The sequence below is a fragment of the Fibrobacter sp. UWB3 genome (genome assembly GCF_002210405.1).
Classification (GTDB): Bacteria; Fibrobacterota; Fibrobacteria; order Fibrobacterales; family Fibrobacteraceae; genus Fibrobacter.
Genome location: NZ_MWQJ01000006.1, coordinates 120,741 through 139,937, shown reverse-complemented (window position 1 = coordinate 139,937; position 19,197 = coordinate 120,741). Strand labels below are relative to the sequence as shown.

Below are 19,197 nucleotides of genomic sequence, written 5' to 3'. Positions count from 1 at the left end.
CCGAGCGGGAATCTCCCTCTCGTCATTAAGCAAAAAAGAAGCCGCATCTACGGCTTCTTTTTGTATTGTATGTCATTCCCGCCAGAGCCTGTCCTGAGCACAGTCGAAGGAAGCGTGCATCACCCTTATTTGCTCTTCTTAAGCTTCAAGATTCGCTTGACGCTTTCGTCTATCCGCGATTCCTTGATTTTGCCTTTTTCGACCGCTTTAACAACGGCGTCAAATACTTGCGTGAATTCTCTGGAACAAAGCACCACGTCAACGCCAGCTTGAATTGACTTGATCGCGGCTTCGGTGTTGCTGAACTGCTTGGTGATGGCTCCCATGTCCATCGCGTCAGTCACGATAACACCGTCAAAACCGAGCTCTCCGCGGAGCTTGTCTTGCAGAATCACTGACGAAAGCGTTGCTGGCAAATCGTCGCCTGAAACATTCGGGGCGGCAATGTGGGCGGTCATAATCATCTGGGCGCCAGCCTTGATGCCTGCCTTGAACGGGATCATTTCGCATTTGAGCATTTCGTCCCAGGTCTTGTCGGTCGAGGCGTAGCCATAATGCGTATCTGTACTCACGTCGCCATGTCCCGGAAAGTGCTTGAGCGTGCCGATAACGCCTGCGGATTCTAGACCGTTCAGGTAGCTCACTACAAATTTTGCAGCAGTCTTTGGATCGTCCGAAAAAGCGCGTGGGCCGATGACGATGTTGTCTGGATTCGTGTTTACGTCGGCGACTGGCGCGTAGTCAATATCGAATCCGTATTTCTTGACGTAGCTTCCGATGGTGAATGCTGCCTCGTAAGCGTCATCCGGATCGCTGGATTCTGCGATAGCGGCCATGCTTTCGTATTTGGGAACATCGAAATTTTCATTATTTGCAATACGCGCCACGCGACCGCCTTCTTCGTCAATCGCAAGGAGCGGTGAACCGTTGAGTTCCCTGATTTCATCGATGAATTTCCCAAGCTGGGTCTCATCGACAATGTTATGTGCGTAAAGAATCATGCCGCCAATGGGGTAGTCCTTGTTGACCGCACGCATGGTCTTGTTGACTTTTTGGAGCTTGTAATCGGGGAGCTCAGCGTATTCGTTCCAATGGATGCTTGTATCTAGCGCTTCGGGGCGCACAAAGAACATCTGCCCGACCTTCTCGCGGAGGGACATCTTCTGGATGGCGGAATCTTCTGCCGAGGGCTCGCTCGAATAATCGTTCCCGCACGCTGCTAGAAATAGTGCGGTCGCTGCACACCCAATGACGCTCGAAATAACATGTTTCCTGTAAAACATAAAATACCCTCAAGACTTATTCTTCAACATTAAACGTCTTGCCGGCAAACATTTTCAGCAATGCTTTCGAAAGTTTCGTTATTGCTGTGAGTTTGTCTGTCTCGACGTTCTTCTCTTTGCCCTTGATGTTGAAGGATAGTGTTGCACCCTTGTCCGTTACTTCCATGTTCACCTTGGCGCCCATTACAATCGGCACGTTTATATCGTCGTGCCCGGCCGGGAATCCGCACATCACGGGAATGTTGTACTCTTTCAAATATTGGGAGAGCATGGCTTCGGTGCTTTCGTAATCAAGGTCTGTTCCCGAATCCACAAATTCGCCAAGGATAACGCCTTTCACGTTTTCCATCACGCCGTGAAGTTGAATGGAATTGAACATGCGGTCGATGTTGCGCAGGTTCTCGCCGATTTCTTCCATAAAGAGGATGATGCCGTCATTCCTGAAAACATCGATATCGCTAGCGCCAATGAGCGGTACGAATGTCGCCATGTTGCCACCAACAAGAATACCCTCGGCTTTGCCTTTCTGGTTGTACTTGTGTTTTGGTACTTTGTATGTCGGGACTTCGCCTTTGAGCAAATCGCGTAGGAGCGTGCTGTTGATGTCCTTTCCTTCGCTTTTAGCCATGCTGGAACTCATGGTGCCGTGGATGCTCATGACGCCTGCTTTTGTTTGCATGGCATGTAGCGTGGTCACATCGCTATAGCCGATAACCCATTTGGGGTTCTTTTTTACAAGCTTCGGATCAATCAAATCGACAAGCTGGATGGTGCCGTAACCACCGCGGTTGCAAAGAATTGCCTTGATGCTTGTGTCCTTGAGCGCTTCTTCAAAGTCATTGGCGCGATCTTCAGCCGTGCCTGCATATTTGCCTGCTTCAACCTTACTTGCGCTTTTGCCGATGACCGGTTTATAGCCCCAGTCCTCGAGGATGTTTGCGGTCGTTTGGACAACATCTTCTGTTGTTGTGTAAGCGGGGGAAAGTAGTGCGACTTTGTCTCCTTTTTTGAGGAAGGTGGGTGCGGTATTTTCGGCGAGGGGGGTGTTGTTTGATTCTTCCGGTGCAATATAAGAATTGCCGTCACTGCAGCCTGCAAGTGTCATAGATAAACATAATACAGCTGTTATTCCTATCGTTTTAGACAGGCTAGGAAACCTGAAACTGCAGGACGACATATTTTTGATATCCATAAAGCTCCCCACTGGATAAACCCTAAAAAATGTTTAGGGTATAATATACATATTTTAACGTTTTTGGCTAACGCCAGGTCCTTTGATGATACTATGACCGTGTTGTGCCGCTTCAAGTACAATTTTTTGATTGATGCTGTTCACGACCGATTCAACGTGCGTGATGATGCCGAGCATTTTTCCTTCGCGCTGTTGGCTTCTCAGACAGTTCATCACGTCTTCCAAAGTCATATCGTCGAGCGTTCCAAAACCTTCGTCCATGAAAAGTGATTCGACGCGGACGTTTCGGCTGGCAAAGTCTGCAATTCCGAGCGCAAGCGAAAGACTAATCAGGAATTTTTCACCACCCGAGAGATTGGAAATTCCGCGCGGTGTGTCGAATTCAGCATCGTCCACTTCGAAGCCCAGGTTTCCTTTGGCAACGAGCCTGAAACGGTCCTTGACGATTTGCAGGTGCCTGTTGGCAAGCTTGAGGAGCGACTTGAAAGTGAGCCCCTGAACGAATGTGGCAAAGTCGCTGCCGTCCTTGACACCGAACCAGTCGCCCATGGCATCCCAGCGGGCTGCTTCGGCCTTCTTTTTGTTCAGGTCTTTTTCGAGTTCCTGCAGTTTTGCCAAGTTCATTTTATAACGGTTGACTCTTTCTTGTGCGGCGCCTGATTTTTGCTGGAGCGCATTCAGTTCATCTTCGACGGCCTTCTTTTGATCGAGTAAATCCTGGAGCGGAATGTCGTCGGAACGTTCAGACTTTATCTTCTCGATGGCATCAATAGCTTCTTCTCGCAATCGTGTTGCAGAGGCTAATGCTTCGTCAATAGATTTCTTTTGTAATTGCAACTGTGAAAATTCTACTTCTGGCATGGAGGCTGCAAGATAGGCAGCCTCGTCGGTAAAGCCTTTGGACGTGATGGCGCTTGTGAAATTTGCAGAGGCGTTGACGATTTTTTCTGCGGTTGCTGCAATACTTTCGCTCGTAGACTTGATTCTGGAATCCAAATCGATGCAATGGTTTTCGGCATTGCGGAATTCGTTGTCCGCTTTGGTGTATGCGGCCGTCGCTTCGTTCTTTTTGGATGTAGCCGTGCTGGCTTCGGTTTCTACGTTCTTGTCGCCGAATTTACTTGCTCGTGTTTTTTGAATTTGTTCAAACTCGTTGCTTGCCTTGTCGAAGGCGCTAGATTCGGATGCGAGATTTTCTTTGGCTTGCTTGACTGCGTCTTCGAAAATGGTCGCATTGTTGCGTGCTATGGCGAGCTTGCTAGACAAATCGTCTAGTTCGGCTTGGCGCGTCTCGAATTGTTGCTGTCTCTGCTTTAAATCGTTTAGAATTGCAGTTGCGGTTCCAATATTGAATTCGGCCCATGGCTTCCACAGAGCTGCAATTTGTTCTGCGGTTTCGTTCTTTTGATGGTTCAATGCATCAATGCTTTCGATGGCTGCGTTTTGGGCCGTCGTTGCACGGTTCTTGTCGATTTCGCACTGTGCCATGAACGCGTCCGCCTTTTGCAATCTAAGATTCAAATCGCGGATTTTATCGGCAACGCTCGAGGCGCTAGACTCATCAATGGAAATGCTTCCTGCTTGTTGGTTGCAGGCTGGGTGTTCTTTGGAACCACAGACCGGGCACGGGGCGCCTTCAACGAGGTGCTTCTGGATGATGTCGGCGAGTACCAAAATATCGTTTTCGAACAGCTTTTGCTGTTCCTCGAAAAGTTCCTGCTTGCGCTTGGTGGCGGCCTTTAACTTGTCGTCCGCTTTTGTGAAGTCTTTTTCAGCGGCAACTTTCGCATTTTCGGCATCGCTGATGTCCTTAAGTTGCTTTCGAATTGTGGCGACGAGATTCTCGCTTTGCGGTACAATCCCGCGCAGTTCTGCATCCTTGGCGTTATTGTCCTGGATTTCTTTGAGGCCTGTTACTTTGGGCTCAAGAGTGAGGATTTCTGCTTGGACTTTTTTTAAGCCTGATTCTGCTTTGGCGAGTTCTTGGGCGGCGCGGTTCTTGCGGCTTTCCGCCGTTGATTTGATTCCTGCTGCGTTTTTCAAGTTCTCGTCGAGCTTGCGAATCTCGTTCCAGAGCGGCTCGCTTTCAACGATAAATTGTTCTGCATCGTTTTTGGCCTTTTCGAGTGTTGCTTTTTTCTCGCGAATAAGGCTCAATGCTTCTGTCGATGTCTTGAATTCACCCTGCAGTTTGACAAGTGCGGATTCATCGGTGCTTTTGCGGGCGCGTAAACCTTGCAGCTCCGTGTAGAGCGATACGCATTCCCTAGCTTTTTCCGCTTGAGCAAGTTGCGTTTCTTTTTCCGCAAAGTTAGACTTGTTTGAACTTGCCTTTGATAGTTCTGCTTCGGCTTTGTTCAAGCGATCTTGGCTGCTGTTCAGTGAATTCCGCCAGTTGATTCTAGCTTCGAAATCCGATTTTTGGATAGCAAGGTTCTTTTGCTTGTCGGCGAGATCTTTAAGCAAAGCTTCGTCAATTGCAATTTCTTCGGCCTTGGGGAGTGCTTCGCTCAAGGTGTTGAATGCCGTCTGTGCGGTTTCTTTTGCGCGGTTCGCGAGGCTTCTGTGCTCGCCAACTTTTTGGCCGATGCGGCGGTATCTTTCCGTCCCGTTCAGCTTTTCGAGAATGTCGGCACGTTCTCTTTCGTTACTTGTCAGGAACTTGCTGAATTCCCCTTGTGCAAGCATTATCGAGCGGCAAAATTGGGAATAGTCGAGCTGGATGAGCTCGGCGTTTGCCTTGCCCAGTTCTCCTTTTGCACCGGTATTTCCGTTAAAGATGTAATGGTGCGGATTGTCGATGGCGTATATTGTACCCTGCGCATTTTGCAATTTCCCGTCGGCCTTGTCGCGGGCTCTGCGCTGGCTCCATTCCGATACGAAAGTCCCTTTTTTGCAACTGTAAGTGACTCGTGCGTAACATGTGCCTTTATCCGAAGTCATGACGGCATTGCCGTTGCCGCCATTGTAAATTAATTCCTGGCGAGGGGTGGCCCCATAAATGGCAAGCGTGATGGCATCGAGAATGCTAGTCTTTCCCATGCCCGTTTTTCCGCTAATGACGAAAAGGCTATGGTCCAGTTCCTTATATGAAGGATCTGTAAAGTCTATGCACCATTCACCGGCGAGGCTATTGATATTTTCAAATTCGACTTTCAGGATCTTCATGGTTATGCCTCCTCGCTTTTCACTTCTTCAACCACTTGCCTAAAAAGCGGGAGGTAGTTTTCGAAATCTTTCTTGATGTCGTCGTTCATTTCTGTGATGCCGATTTTGCTCATCAGGAGGCGCCTGAAAATTTCTTCATCGTCAAGCACGTCAACGGATTCGAGTGTCTCGTCCGAGAAACTGTCGGCGCCAAGAGCGTTATTGCGGTTGACTTTCCAGCTTACGACTTCAAACGGCGCTTTTTCGAGTACAGGCAAGAGCGCTTCGTGGATGTTTACACCTGGAGTGTAATCGTACTCGATTTCGATCATTAACGGCTTGGGGATGGTCTCCTTCCGCAATTGCTTGAGTTGGGCTGTGATGCTTTCGATCGATCCCGAAATGCGCTTGAAACTGTAGTATTGTGGCGTCTCGATTTTTTGTACAGAAGGTTCCTCGCCTTTCTGCAAGTCAATCGCCAAAATGTGGTGCGCTCTTTCGGCTTCGTCAAAACCGAGAATGAATGGCGAACCGGAATAGCGGATTTTCGGATTCCCTGCAACCTTGGAACTGTAATGAATATGCCCGAGCGCGACGTAGTCAAATCCTTCTGGAAATGATGATGCGGGGACAGTCCCCAAGTTCCCAACGATGTCGCGCATGCCGTGCCCCTTGGCGTCGCTGCCGTTGTCGTTTTCGGGGCGGCCTTCTAAGTTGGAGGCGTACAAGTGCCCTGTGGCTATCATTGGAATTTGTCGGCCGTTGCGCAATTTCTCTGCGGCTTCGTACACGGCTTGATATAATCCTTTATACGTGCTTTGGACAAAATTGTCATCACCTTCGATTTTAAAACGGCGCAGCTCCTGCTCACGCACGTACGGGACGGCAACGCTAATTCCAATCACGTTGTTTGAATCGTCCTTTAATTCCTTGACAAGTTCATCGATAGGGCGATCGCCAAGTGAACCGACCATCTGGATGTTGAGCGCGTCAAGCAAATCTCGTGGTGCATCTAGCATGGCTCCAGAGTCGTGGTTGCCGCCAACGAGCACGATGTTCTTGCAACATGTATCTAAAAGCGATGCCAGGAATCGGAAATACTGGCGCCTCGCTTCGACGGAAGGGTTTGTCGTGTCGAAAATGTCGCCTGCAACCACAAGGCATTCTGCGCCGAATTCTTCAATGCGTCCTTTGAGCCAGCTTAGAAACTGCTTTGTTTCTTCGAGCCTGTCAATATCGTGCATGGAATTGCCTAAATGCCAGTCTGCCGTGTGGATTAGCTTCATCTTTACCCTTTATTTTGATGTCATCTCTGAGCTCCAAATATACTATCGATTTTTTGGCACAAAATGACAAAAGTCCCTAAAAAAACTATTTTACTTGCCGTTACTAGCTAATACTAGGTAATACAAGCTGATAAATCTTTAAAAATTTCCAGGGGAACCTTTATGAAAAAGATGATTTTCTGTGCGGCTGCTATCTGTTGCTCAGCTCTGTTTGCTCAAGAAGCTGCTGTTGCTCCGGCACCTGTTGCTCCGGCACCTGTTGCCAATACGGATAGTGTTCAGACTGTAGCTCCGGCTGAAACGCCTGTTGCTGCTCCTGCTGCAGAAGCTGCAAATGCTGCTGCTCCAGTTGCCGATACGGCTAAAGTGGCTGCTCCCGCTGTAGAAACGGCTAAGGTCGATACGGTGAAAGCTGCAGAACCGGTGGCCGCTCCGGTTGCTGAAGTGGCTCAAGTTGAAGACACCGCTAAGGTTGCCGAGGCCGATACCTCCAAATGGAGCAAGTTTGTCGGCGTAAGCCTTACGGTTCCGTTTGAAAGCTATAAGGCTGGTGGCAAAAAGATCAATTTTATTAATTACGAAGTTAGCGCCACCTATGTAGGTGTTTGCCGTTGCGGTTTTACCCCGAAGGCTTCTATCTCGGCGGGTATTGCGACTGCAAAGAAAATTCCGTTTTATCCGTCGAAGGGCTGGCAGGTCGGTTCGTTCAGCACTTTCGAAGTTGGTGCAGGTTATAGTTTCGTGAACAGTGAAAAGCTCCTGCTTTCTGGATTCGCCGTTGTCGGATTTGAATATGCGAATTTTATAACGGAATCCAAGAAGATGAAGCATAGCGAACTTGGGAATGTTGATCGCGATTATCTTGAATCGTTCTCTTCCCTTACCCTTGGTGGCGATGTGATGGCTAGGTTCGCCCTGAATGAAAGCGTGGGCCTCTTTGTAAGTGTTGGTGGCCGCTGGGTGGCTTATACCGATGCTGAATCTGCTGTGAGATACACAAAGGATGATTACACCCGTACCGAAAACATCCATGATGATGGCGTTGGCTACTTCAGCATTGTGCCATCGTTTGGCGTGATGTGGAAAATCTAAAATAGATTACATCGTTCCCGATTCAAGACCTTTTACGGGAACATAACGAATAGAGCCGTCTGGTGCAATGATCATGGCAACACCGCCCATGTAATTGACCCAGCGGCCTTTTTCGTGGTAGCGCACGTTGGCATGCCCTTCGGTCACGTAGGCGAGGAGAGGCACGACCAAAAAGTCGTGTGTACACATAATGCTGACGCGCTTCATCGCAGGGAGATTTGCAAGAATGTTGTCTTTGAGCAACTGTTCACTGCGGATGCTTAGATCGTAAAATGCATCTTGGAATTCTCCTGCGAATGCGTATCTGGAATACAAATCCCAACCACCGCCAACCGATGTTGTGTATTCGCTAACTTTGTCGGCGTCCATCACGTACCAGGCTCCGTCCATGTACGGGAGAATGTTGAGCGTATAATTTAGTTGGCCTTTGCCCTTTGCAATTTCTTCGCAGGTCTCTTGCGTGCGTGTGTAACCGGAGTAGCCGTAGTAAAAATCTTCCTTGGCGACCATTGCAAGGCGTTTGCCTAAGTTGTTGGCGTAAATTATACCATTGTCGGTCAAGTGGCCTGTGGGACTTGTGTCTCCGGTGCGCTCGCTATGGCGGATGATGAAGACGGCTATTTCGTTGGGCTTGAGGTTTGCGTAAACTTCAACGAGGTCCGTAAATCCGTCGGCTTCTTGCGGGGTGGCAAGTCGCCAGGCGTTTGTGGCGGTTTCGAAGATGTAAAAGTTGTCGTGGTTTACGCGGCCTTCGCGGACTTCCTTGTTGTATTCGCCGGGGCCAAATCCTGCTGTATCTTTTTCGATGGGCTGCGCAATGCGCCATTCCTTGGAATTTGCATCGCAGATGAATCGCACGGTTGAATGGTCCGCGTGCTCGTAGTCGTTTGCAAAAAGGGCGCTTTGACCTTGATTGACGTACGTGACCTGCCCTGCGTTTGCATCAGTACATGGCCCGAATCCGTAAGCGATGGGGATGAACGCGCGCATGTAGCGCTCGAAATTCGGAATGCCCATGCCCCATGATGAAACGTTATTGCGGATGTCGTTGTATTTCCAAATTGTATCCAAGCCTACGATCCAGTCGGCAATTTGAATTTTCCAGTTCTGGTCGTTCCAAATGCCATCGCCCTTGATGTCTTCGGCGAGATTGTTCGCGAGGTTCATCATGTCGTTTTCACTGCGCTCGCCTTGAATCATGGCGGAGATAGCAAACAGTGCGGCACTGTATTCGCTACTGCCGAACATGTCCAAATCTTCGGCAACGGGCTTGTCTGTGCGTCCGTCGGTGAAGTACGGCTGCGAATAAAGCATGACCGTGTCAATCCCGAATGCGGCAAATGCTTCGCGCTCCGCCTGCGCTTTGGCTTCGGCAAAGTCTATGTGGTTCATCGTGAGCTGCTCGATACGCGGGATGGTAATGTGCGTGAGAATGTTCACGTTCGCATGTGCGGGCGAGCATGTCTTTGCGGCAAGTGTGATGGGGTTGTTCGAAACTCTGCCCGTCACTTCGTTGCGGTAAAAACCGGTCGCCCTGATTTTCACGCAGTTGGAATTCGAATGGACTTCGTTAAAGGTGTAGCGGCCGTCGTTAGTGAGGATGCAATCTTCTGCTTTTTGATAAGTCTCGGTGTTGAATTCCTTGCTTGCTTCGGTGACGGTAACGCTTGTGCCAAAGACGAACGGCCCTTTTTGTGCAATACCGGTCATCGGAGAAATGAATCCTTCGATAAAGACGGTGTCTGGGCTGCCGATGATTGTACCGTTTGGCAGTGACGTAACTTTGTTAACCGCATGCAGAAATCCGTCGCTGCATGTGATGCTAAAATCTGTGGTGTCTGCAACACTGCGCCATATGCCTTTTACGCAAAGACGCGGCAAGTTCTCGTTCTGCACAAAGAAAGCATGACCTTCACGGCCTGCATCGCAAGCGGGCAAATTGGCTGCGCTTTGGACAATCAAGGAATCGAAAGCTGAAGCGGGCGTGCTAGGAATGTTTTCTTTTGAACTGTTTGTCGGATTTTCGTCAGAACCACATCCTGTTGCCAACAAAGCGGCAAAACCAATCGTTGCTAAATTGAATTTTGTCATTTTTCTCCTGCTTTGTTGATATTCCTATTTCTTCAGCTTGTCAATCAAGCGTTTAGCGGGGAAGCCGACGAGCTGGAAACCTTTTTCCCAGATAAAGTCCTTGATGCGCTCTGCACGAGTCTCGTTGCATTTCGGGAGCCAACTCTCGTCAAAATCGGCGTCTAGCCCGGCTTCTAGAATGAGGGCGGTGTAGTCCTTGTTGAGTGCGTCGTAGGCGTGATGGCGTACGAAGTGTTTCTTTTCTTCGTAGTTGAAACGGCGTTCCAGAAGCTTGCGCTTCACGAAACCAGCGCCTTGTTGGATGAGCTCGTCGTATGCGAAGAACACGGGACGTTCCGTGTGGTAGAGCGATTCCATGACGACTTCGGCTTCGGTGAATTTTTCGCTCAAGCCGACTTCTAGCTTTCGCGTAACATCGTAGAATTCGGTCTGCTCGGGAGTCTCGAAAATGTGCAAGAAGAACACGCCGAGTGCGGCGGGTTTCATGTACAAGAAGAACGATTGCAGATGCGGTGCAAATTCGTCATTGCTCGTGAGCGAAACGACGTCTGCATTGCTTTTTTCGGCACGTTCAAAGAATTCTTTGAATTTGTTCTGGTAATAGACGATAGAATCGTTGATGAGCAACAAGCGTTCCACATCGCGCGTGATGACGCCGGGAACGTAGTTGCCGGCTGCGTCGGTGCGGTTCGCCTGCAGTTGCAAATAACGCCGCCACATGCCAAAGTCAAATCCGCGATTTTCGGTGAGGAAAAGCTCGATGTGATTTTCCATTAAAAAATCGTAGGTGTCGCTTGAAAGCGTTCGACGGTTCGTGAGGAGGACGACCTTGAAGTCGGTCTCGGCGAGATGCTTGAGCGCAAAGCGGACATAGCCGGGGAGGTCTTCCCCGGTTTGGTAACTGGCATAGAGGGCGACTTTATTGCATGCGTCCATCAACTATCTTCCTCTGCGGCCTCCGCGGCTGCTGCGTCCGCGACCTTTTTCGCTAGATCTGCGGCCACGTCTTGCTTCACGCGGTTCGCTGGCTACGTGGAATCCTTCGCCGAATTCACGGGAGTCGCGACCGCTGCGCTTTTCAGAACCGTGTTTCCCACGCTTGTCGGAACGGCGACCTTCATCGAATTCGTCACGGCCCTTGCGGAAACCGCCACGTTCACGAGAATCGCGACCGGTGCGTTCAAAGATCGGACCGTCGAAATCGCGACGTCCACGGCGACCGCGAGAAACGTATTCCGGTTCGTAATCGTCGTCTTCGTCCGGCTGGCTCACATAGCCGAGTGCTTCGGCGGCCGCAGCGCGGTCAGCTCTTTCATTGAAATTGCGAATGTCGCGTTCGGTATCTTCGCGGGTACGGCGCTTCTTCGGTTCGGGGCTCAGCTTTTCGGTGATGCTGAAGTCTGCCTGACCGCGCAATGGATCAACTCTAAGGAGTTGAACCATCACCTTGTCGCCACGGCGGAAGGTGCGGCCGCTACGCTTGCCAAATGCAAGACCCTGGTCGGGGTTGAACACATAGAAGTCGTCGCCCGTGATATCGCGGTAGCGCACAAGACCTTCGGCAATCGGATCGTCGATGGAAACGTAGATGCCCCATTCTTCGATGCCCGTGACGCTTGCTTCGAAGCTATCGCCAATACGGCTTTTCAAAATCCAGCAGCTGCACACCTTGATGGCAATGCGTTCCACCTTCATGTTCTTGATTTCGTTTGCCGAAATCAAGTCGCAGACTTCAATCACGCTGTTCACGCGTTCGGCGTCGATTTCCTTCCCCTTGCGGGCGAGTTCACGATGGCACCAAAGGTCCGCGTAACGGCGGATCGGCGAAGTGAAGTGGCTGTAATCCTGCCAGTTCAAGGCGAAATGTCCGAAGCTGTTGGAATCGTAATGCGCCTTCTGCATACTGCGCAAAATGCGATTTGTGAGCGTCTCGTCACCGGCGGCGCGCTTGACCAGGTGTTCGTAAAGCTTGAAGGCTACCGGGTTCAAGTTCGTATCGCCGCTGCGCGGCTTACCCAAGTCACGCAACATCACCGGAGCGTCCTTGAACAGATCCGGGTACATGTAATAGAGTTCCATGATGTCCTTCGTGTCCGGAGCTTCATGGATACGGTAAATGCCTTGCAGTTTGCGCTGCTTGAGTTCCTTGGCGCAGCAGTTGTTCGCGATGAGCATGCACTCTTCGACCCAAGAATTGGAATCGTCGTGTTCGCGCGGGAAAATCTTGACCGGTTCACCGTTTTCGTCAAACTTGCAACCGTATTCAGTTGTCTGGAATTCGAGCAAGCCATCCTTGGTGCGGTTCCTCTTGAGAAGTGCTGTCACTTCGGCGAGAGCCTTGATGGAATCGTCGCCTTCTTCCATCATCTTCACGGCCTGCTGGTACGTGATGCCCTTCGTAATGTTCACGACACTGCGGTGGAAGTCCCAACCGAGAACGTTTGCTTCCTTGTCCAAGTCAATCATGCAAGTGAATGCGCAACGGTCTACGCCTTCGTGCAAACTGCAAACGCCGCTTGAAAGCTTTTCCGGGAGCATCGGCACTGCCGTCCACGGCAAGTATTGCGTGTAGCTTCTTTCAAGAGCTTCTTCGTCGAGGTCAGATCCTTCAGGCACGTAGTAGCTCACGTCGGCGATGTGCACGCCGAGCTTGTAACCACCATTCGGCTTGCGTTCCACGCTGATCGCATCGTCGTGGTCCATGGCGCCTTCGGGGTCAATGCAGAGAATGTCGAGCTTGCGGTAATCCACGCGGCCCTTGAAATCCTTTTCGGTCGGGTCCGTAATGGATGCCACGTACTTTTCAATGGCGGGGCTAAAGCCCTTGGGCAAGTTGCTCTCTTCCATGAACTGTTTCTTGACTTCGTCCCAAGTCACGTTCATGATTTCGGCAGAGCGGTCCACCTTTGCCAAGTAGCTGTGCTTGAGCTTCGGGTGCGGATAAAGCGTGAAGCTGATGGTCTCGCCTTCCTTGCCCGGCGCCTGCCTGCGGTGGCACATCTCGTACACCTTGCCGGTATCGATTTCGGTCACCTGCCAGTCTTCGTCACCGGTCTGGTGCAGAATGCCGCGCTTCACGCGTGTGCCGGAATCCTTTTCGGTCTGACGGCGGCTGCGAGCGCCTGGACGGCGGTTGTCTTCGACGCCCTGCTCTGCAAGTTTCTTGCGACGCTTTTCGCGCTTGTCTTCGAGCGGTTCGCCATCGCCCAGCTGGTATTCCTTGTGGGCGGAACGCTTGAGAACACCGCGCTCGATCATGTCGGCGAGGAGCTGCTTAAAAGCCATCTTCTGTTTTTTGGGGAGGCCGAGAGCGCTGCGGAGCTGGCTCCCTACCATAGGTTCGTCACGAAGGATTGCAATAATTTGTTCTTCGCTCGGTAATTCCTTAGCCATAATTAAGCCTCCTTGTTTTCTGTTGCCGCTTCTTTTGCTGCGGCAAGTTCCGCCTGCTTGTACGGCATTGCGGATTCAATTAAATCGTGGGTTTCGTCGCGGAGATCGGCCATCGGCTTGTCGGCGTAATCTTCATAACGGATCAGCGGGTGAACGACCATCTCGACGGTGCCGGAATAGACCGCCCATTTGACCTTTGGGAGAATCTTTCCGGTATTGATAAATGTAACTGGCAAAATGTCAAAGTGCTGTTCTTTTGCCAAACGGAAAATTCCATTTTGGAACTTGAACATGTGCCCGTCTTCGCTGCGGTGGCCTTCGGGGAACACAACGATGTTGTAGTTGCTTTCGAGGCGTTTCTTGAGGATTTTGCCGAGGCCTGCGTTTTTGCGCGGGTTCGTGTGGATAGGAATGTTGCCGGAGCGGTTCAGGACCCAGCCGAATACGGGCGCTTTCCAGAGGCTTGCCTTCGCCATGAATGACGCCGACGTGATGGAATGCCAGACGACGTTGATGTCCAAAAAGCTCTGGTGGTTGGCGACGATGACGTAGTTTACGCCCTTTGGAATGTTTTCTGCCCCCTTGACCGCGACTTTAATGCCGAAAAGCTTGAAAATAATGTTCCTGAAGGCGAAAGTGCAAATCTTGGTGCAGTTTTCCCAGTGCCCGCGGATACCGCAATAGAGGGTGTAGGGGATACCCGCAACAACCATGATAGTGAAAACGACGATGTAATAAAAGAGTGCAAGAATAGCGCGCATGGTCTCTGCTTGTTAAAAGTGAATTATGACCCACTCAATATAAATAGGTTCCTATGGGCTTAATGTATATTTTTTGAGCGGAGTAAATCGGTTGTTTTTGTTACATACGCATAAATACGCACTTGTCATTCCCGATTTAATCGAGAATCTCCTATTTCCTTGAGAAAAAACTATATTCCTGAACGTAAAACATGGAGTTTTAAATTATGGAAATTAAATGGCTTAATCCCGATGCAAAGTTTGACCGTCTCGTTTTGGCGGGTGATATCGGTGGTACGAATACGAATCTTGGTCTTGTGGGCTACAAGGATGGCAAGTTTACGCTCATTCTCGAAACCGTTTGCCCGAGCCAGTGCATTGAAGGACTTGACACCCCGATCCGTGAAACGCTCAAGGCAGCAATTGAAAATCGCGCGGATTTGAAGCCGTCCCACATCTGCATCAGCGCTGCAGGTCCGGTGGCAAACAACAAGTGCGTCATGACGAACCTCCCGTGGTGCGTCGACGGCGATGCCATCACGAATGCAACCGGCATCCCGACTCTCGTGATTAACGACTTTATGGCCATTAGCTATGGCATCCCGACTCTCGACGTCGATGACCCGAAACAGATTCTCAAGTTCAAGCACACCGACGGTAGCGAACCGAAGCCGCAGGCTGCAACGAAGGCTGTGATTGGTCCGGGTACGGGCATGGGCGTTGGCTTCCTCGCATTTGACGGTCAGAAGTACATCCCGGCTTGCTCCGAAGGTGGTCACTCTACGTTTGCTCCGTTCGACAAGGAAACCCAGGACTTCCGCGACTACATGGAAAAGCGCATCGGCACCGTGCCGGGCGTTGAACCGCTCGTCTCTGGCATGGGTCTTGCTCACCTCTATGAATGGTGGCGCGACACGAAGGGCGTTCCGCAGAACGATGCCTTCAAGAAGATTGAAGAAACCGATTGGCATGACCGTCCGAAGTACATCAGCCGCGCAAGCGATACCGATCCGGTGGCTGCCGAAATGATGCGCATGTTCGTGAAGATGCTTGCCCGCTTCGCTAGCGATGCTTGCACGTTGTTCCTCCCGCTCGGCGGTTTCTACCTCGCCGGTGGAACGGTCCAGAAGGACCTCCGCTGGCTCGAACGCGATAACTTGTTCATGACCTGGTTCGAAAAGAACTACAATCCGAACATCCGCCCGCTCTTGAACAAGATCCCGGTGTACCTCATCAAGGACTACAGCATTAGTTTGTACGGTGCTGCTAATGCAAGTTTGAATTTGCAGAAGTAAGCGGACGTTGTGAAACGTGCGGCGTGCGCAAAAAGCATGCCGAGAATGCGCGGGGAACCGCGCGGACGTTGAATTGTCATGCCGGACTCCGTTCCGGCATCGCCTTTAGAGTGGTAGTTTCCATTTTGGAAACTACCAGTTTTTTTATGAAATCACGCCGCGGGCCCAGCCGTAACCCTGTACCGCCATATCGATAAAATGGTTCAATAACAAATTGCTTTTCGCATTGAACAAATCGATATCGTAGCAGTCCGGTAAATGCGGTGATTTGGGTGCATCCAGAACTTCTTCGATGGTACTCTTGACTTTGGCACGAGTCTGCTCGTCCTTATACCAATCGACAACAAGAATCTTTTGACGGTTGTCTTTCAACTTTTTGTACAAAGCTTTTGATGTCAACAGAACTTCTTGTTCTTGTGCATTTGTGAGTTTTTTGCCCATCACGAGCAAGTCGAAAATTTCCAATTCTTCGTCCGAAAGGCCCATCGTGCTTGCACGGGAATCTTCTTTCTTCAATTCTTCGACAAGCTTGATTAACTGTTCGTAATAATCTTCATTTTCCGTTCCGCCTGCATTGTAGCGGTTGATGATATTGCGGAACCTTTCGGAGAACTTGATGCGAGTGACGTTCCTGTTGATCATCTGTTGCAAGGCTTTTTCGATGAATTCCTTCATGTCGTTGATTTCGACGGCCTTGTACTTTGCCTGCTTGATTTCTTTACGCAAACCTTCGGCATCAATTTTAGAAAGGTCAATCAGTTTGGAACCACGCATGTATATTCCGTTTCTAGAGCTCTCGCGGAGTTCGGTTGCTCCATCAACTTTCACGCTTTCCGATGAAACGCTGTTATCCAAAAGGTCGCCCATGCGTTTGCGAGCCTTTTCAATTTTCTCGTCGTTTATAAGGCGGAAAAATTGTCCGTGCAAATAGATGAGTGCACTGAAAATCGGATTACTCCAGTCGCGTTCAAAAATTTCTGGCTTCGATGCTTTGTAAAGATTCAGCAAGGTGTTCAAAATGACTTTGAACTTTTCGGAATCTTCATCAATCGCGATGATTTTGTTATACGTTTCGCGAATATCATCCAACTTGTCAAATGTAGAAGCATTTTCTACAATCTTGTAAAGATCGATGTTTCGTTCCAAAAGGAACTTGTGGGCTTCTTCGATACAGGCATCAATGTAGCCAATTAGTTCGTCGATGTTCTTGGCCGGGAATTCGCTTCCGTCATCGCCAATGGCGTATGCGGCCAAGGCTTGCTTCATGAATTTGAATACGTTTACATAGTCCACGATGATGCCGCATGGTTTCCCTGGGAATACGCGGTTTGCTCTTGCGATAGCTTGCATCAGCGTGTGATTTTTCATGGGCTTGTCGAGGTAAAGCGTGCTGAGACTCTTTACATCAAAACCGGTAAGCCACATGGCACAGACAAAGACCAATTGCAAATTGTCGTTTGGATCTTTAAACCGATCTTCGATATCTTTACCTTCGGGGGTAATCGCATTCATCTTATTGCGGTGGGCGACGATATCCAAACCCTGTGCCTTGAACTTTTGAACTTCGTCCGCTTCTTCCGAAACGATAACCGCCATCTCGACCTTGTCCATGTAATTCAAGATTGCGGTCAGACGATTGTAATCGTCGCCATCCTTGACGACATTATTGCGTTCGATGGTCAGCGCCTTCTTTTCTTCTTTCCAATAGTGCTGAACCTTGTCGTACATCTTTACGGCGGTAAACTTATCGACGGAAACAACCATACCTTTGCCGAGGAATCCGCGACGCGGGAAATGGTGGGCGATATCCCTTGCAATCTTGTCGAGGCGGTCTTCGCGCTTGATGACTTCTAGAATGCGCGAGCTGGAATTTTCCAGAAGATTCGCTTCGGCCTCGTTGAGGTTTTCGTCTTCGATAATCGTGACGACATCATCATCGAGGAAGTTGTTTTGGAGACCGACTTCGGGAACGCGCCGACTGTAAAACAGCGGGACGGTAGAGCCGTCTTCTACGGATTGTGCAAAGTTATATTCCGAAACATAATCGCCGAACCACTGATTCGTAAGGCGTTTGCTGCCGAGTAATGGTGTGCCTGTAAACGCAATGAAGTTTGCGTTCGGCAACGCCGTTCGCATGTTTTCGGCTAAGGTCTTGTATTGCGTGCGGTGCGCTTCATCTACTAAGACAAAGATGTCGTCACGGGTCGAAAGTACCGGATATTTTTTGCCATAGACGGGAACCTTCTTTTCGCTGGCTTCATTAGCAGACGATTCGGTTTTCTTCTTTGGCTTTTCGAAACCAAACTTGTGAATCAGCGTGAAGATGAAAGGCTTGTTTCCTCTCAAATAATCACGAAGTTGTTCGCCGTTCTTAGGTTGGCATTCGTCTTTGGGTCCGATAATTTCGGTACGCATAAAGTTTTTGTGAATTTGCGTATCGAGATCATCGCGGTCAGTGATGATGACGAAAGAGAAATTCCCATGGAACTTGCGATTAACCTTGCGGGCGAACATTGCCATTGAATAGCTCTTGCCGCTCCCTTGCGTGTGCCAGAAAACGCCGAGCTTGCCGTCTAGTTCCTTGCGGTTCTTGACCGCTTCGCACAAGTTGTTCACACCCATGAACTGGTGATTCTTGGCGATAATCTTGATGGACTGATTTTCGAACAAGATGAAGTTTTCGATGTAGTCGATAAGAGTTGCTTTGTTCAGCAATCCCTTGACCATGTACTCGGCACTGACGCCTTCGCCACGGATATACTTGCGGTCAATTTTATCGTCTTCGCTAGACTTGAGCCATTCAAAGAAATAGTCGTAGCTGGCGTTGAAAGCACCAAGCTTTGTCTCGAAACCGTTCGAAAGTACGCAAATCTGGTTGAGTGCAAAAAGATTCGGAATGTCCCTCTTGTAACTCGTCAAGTTCTTGTTGTAGGCTTCTTCAATTTTGACGGTGCTGTTCTTCAGTTCGATAAAGACGAGCGGCAAACCATTGACGAATATCAAAACATCGGGGCGGCGGTAATTGAACCGTCCCTGAATCCACATCTGCGATACTGCGGTAAACGTGTTGTTTTCGGGATTATCGAAGTCGATAAAGGCAACATCGTCAAAATCTGACTTGCCATCCCTAATGAACTTCACACGGACGCCATCACGCAACTTTTTGTAGAGCGTGTAGTTGGTTGCGGTGATATCTGTACCGGAATAGTCTCGTGACAGTTCGTGTGCAATCTCGTCTAGCTTGTCCGAAGGAATGTATGGATTGAGTTTTGTGAGCGATTCTCGTAAAATAGTTGGCAAGACGCATTGCTTTTTATTCGCCCTGCCTGTACCATCGTTGAGGTCTTCCATTTTTTCTGGAGACGGATCGCAACGAACAACCTGATAGCTGTAAGGGGCTGCCTCCAGCATTTTCAGGATTGCCTGTTCAATATCGTCTTCAGAAATAAAGGACTTCATTTTAAATCTCTGATTTAAATATAAATAAACACCCATAGAAAAAATGCTACGAGTGTTAATGATTAGTTTTCTTTTGCGAAAATGAATGAATTTGCTGAATTTCGGTTTCTTTGGAATGTTCCACTTTGGAAAGGCTAATTATGCTGCTCTTGACTTTCGTTAAATAAGAATGTATATTATTATAAAAGCATCGGAAAACACGCGCCGGCTGGTGATGCC

General features: G+C 49.5%; 11 protein-coding genes. 2 read left to right on the top strand and 9 right to left on the bottom strand.

From position 1 onward, the window contains the following. Positions 1-125 precede the first annotated feature (125 nt). The 4 genes from B7991_RS08545 to sbcD form a co-directional block, all read right to left on the bottom strand. A complete protein-coding gene (locus tag B7991_RS08545; RefSeq protein WP_088630447.1) occupies positions 126-1,283 on the bottom strand; it encodes a glycoside hydrolase family 3 protein in 1,158 nt (385 codons plus the stop codon). A 16-nt stretch (positions 1,284-1,299) separates the two neighbouring features. After that, on the bottom strand, positions 1,300-2,388 hold the full coding sequence (locus B7991_RS08540) for an LD-carboxypeptidase (RefSeq protein ID WP_254917899.1): 1,089 nt from the start codon (positions 2,386-2,388) through the stop codon (positions 1,300-1,302). A gap of 141 nt (positions 2,389-2,529) precedes the next feature. After that, a complete protein-coding gene (locus B7991_RS08535; RefSeq protein WP_088630446.1) occupies positions 2,530-5,643 on the bottom strand; it encodes an SbcC/MukB-like Walker B domain-containing protein in 3,114 nt (1,037 codons plus the stop codon). 2 nt (positions 5,644-5,645) lie between these two features. After that, positions 5,646-6,908: an exonuclease subunit SbcD gene (sbcD, locus tag B7991_RS08530; protein WP_088630445.1), complete on the bottom strand. Its 1,263-nt coding sequence runs from the start codon at positions 6,906-6,908 to the stop codon at positions 5,646-5,648. 162 nt (positions 6,909-7,070) lie between these two features. On the opposite strand from sbcD, the gene B7991_RS08525 reads away from it, so the two are divergent. Then, positions 7,071-8,000, top strand: coding sequence for a hypothetical protein (locus B7991_RS08525; RefSeq protein WP_088630444.1), 930 nt, complete (start codon positions 7,071-7,073; stop codon positions 7,998-8,000). A gap of 6 nt (positions 8,001-8,006) precedes the next feature. Here the strand turns inward: B7991_RS08525 and B7991_RS08520 are convergent, their stop codons facing one another. Genes B7991_RS08520 through B7991_RS08505 form a run of 4 tightly spaced genes read right to left on the bottom strand, consistent with a single transcriptional unit; the run spans position 8,007 to position 14,245 of the window. After that, positions 8,007-10,091 carry a histidine phosphatase family protein gene (locus tag B7991_RS08520; protein WP_088630443.1) on the bottom strand — a complete coding sequence of 695 codons (2,085 nt, stop codon included), beginning with the start codon at positions 10,089-10,091 and terminating at the stop codon, positions 8,007-8,009. Between the two features lie 24 nt (positions 10,092-10,115). Next, on the bottom strand, positions 10,116-11,027 hold the full coding sequence (locus B7991_RS08515; RefSeq protein ID WP_088630442.1) for a hypothetical protein: 912 nt from the start codon (positions 11,025-11,027) through the stop codon (positions 10,116-10,118). A 3-nt stretch (positions 11,028-11,030) separates the two neighbouring features. Further along, complete coding sequence (locus B7991_RS08510; RefSeq protein ID WP_088630441.1) at positions 11,031-13,484, bottom strand: ribonuclease R family protein; 2,454 nt, start codon at positions 13,482-13,484, stop codon at positions 11,031-11,033. 2 nt (positions 13,485-13,486) lie between these two features. Further along, positions 13,487-14,245: a 1-acyl-sn-glycerol-3-phosphate acyltransferase gene (locus B7991_RS08505; RefSeq protein ID WP_088630440.1), complete on the bottom strand. Its 759-nt coding sequence runs from the start codon at positions 14,243-14,245 to the stop codon at positions 13,487-13,489. A gap of 206 nt (positions 14,246-14,451) precedes the next feature. On the opposite strand from B7991_RS08505, the gene B7991_RS08500 reads away from it, so the two are divergent. Next, on the top strand, positions 14,452-15,519 hold the full coding sequence (locus B7991_RS08500) for a glucokinase (protein WP_015731915.1): 1,068 nt from the start codon (positions 14,452-14,454) through the stop codon (positions 15,517-15,519). 144 nt (positions 15,520-15,663) lie between these two features. On the opposite strand, the gene B7991_RS08495 is transcribed toward B7991_RS08500, so the two are convergent. Beyond that, positions 15,664-18,978 carry a type I restriction endonuclease subunit R gene (locus tag B7991_RS08495; RefSeq protein ID WP_088630439.1) on the bottom strand — a complete coding sequence of 1,105 codons (3,315 nt, stop codon included), beginning with the start codon at positions 18,976-18,978 and terminating at the stop codon, positions 15,664-15,666. Between the last annotated feature and the right edge of the window lie 219 nt (positions 18,979-19,197).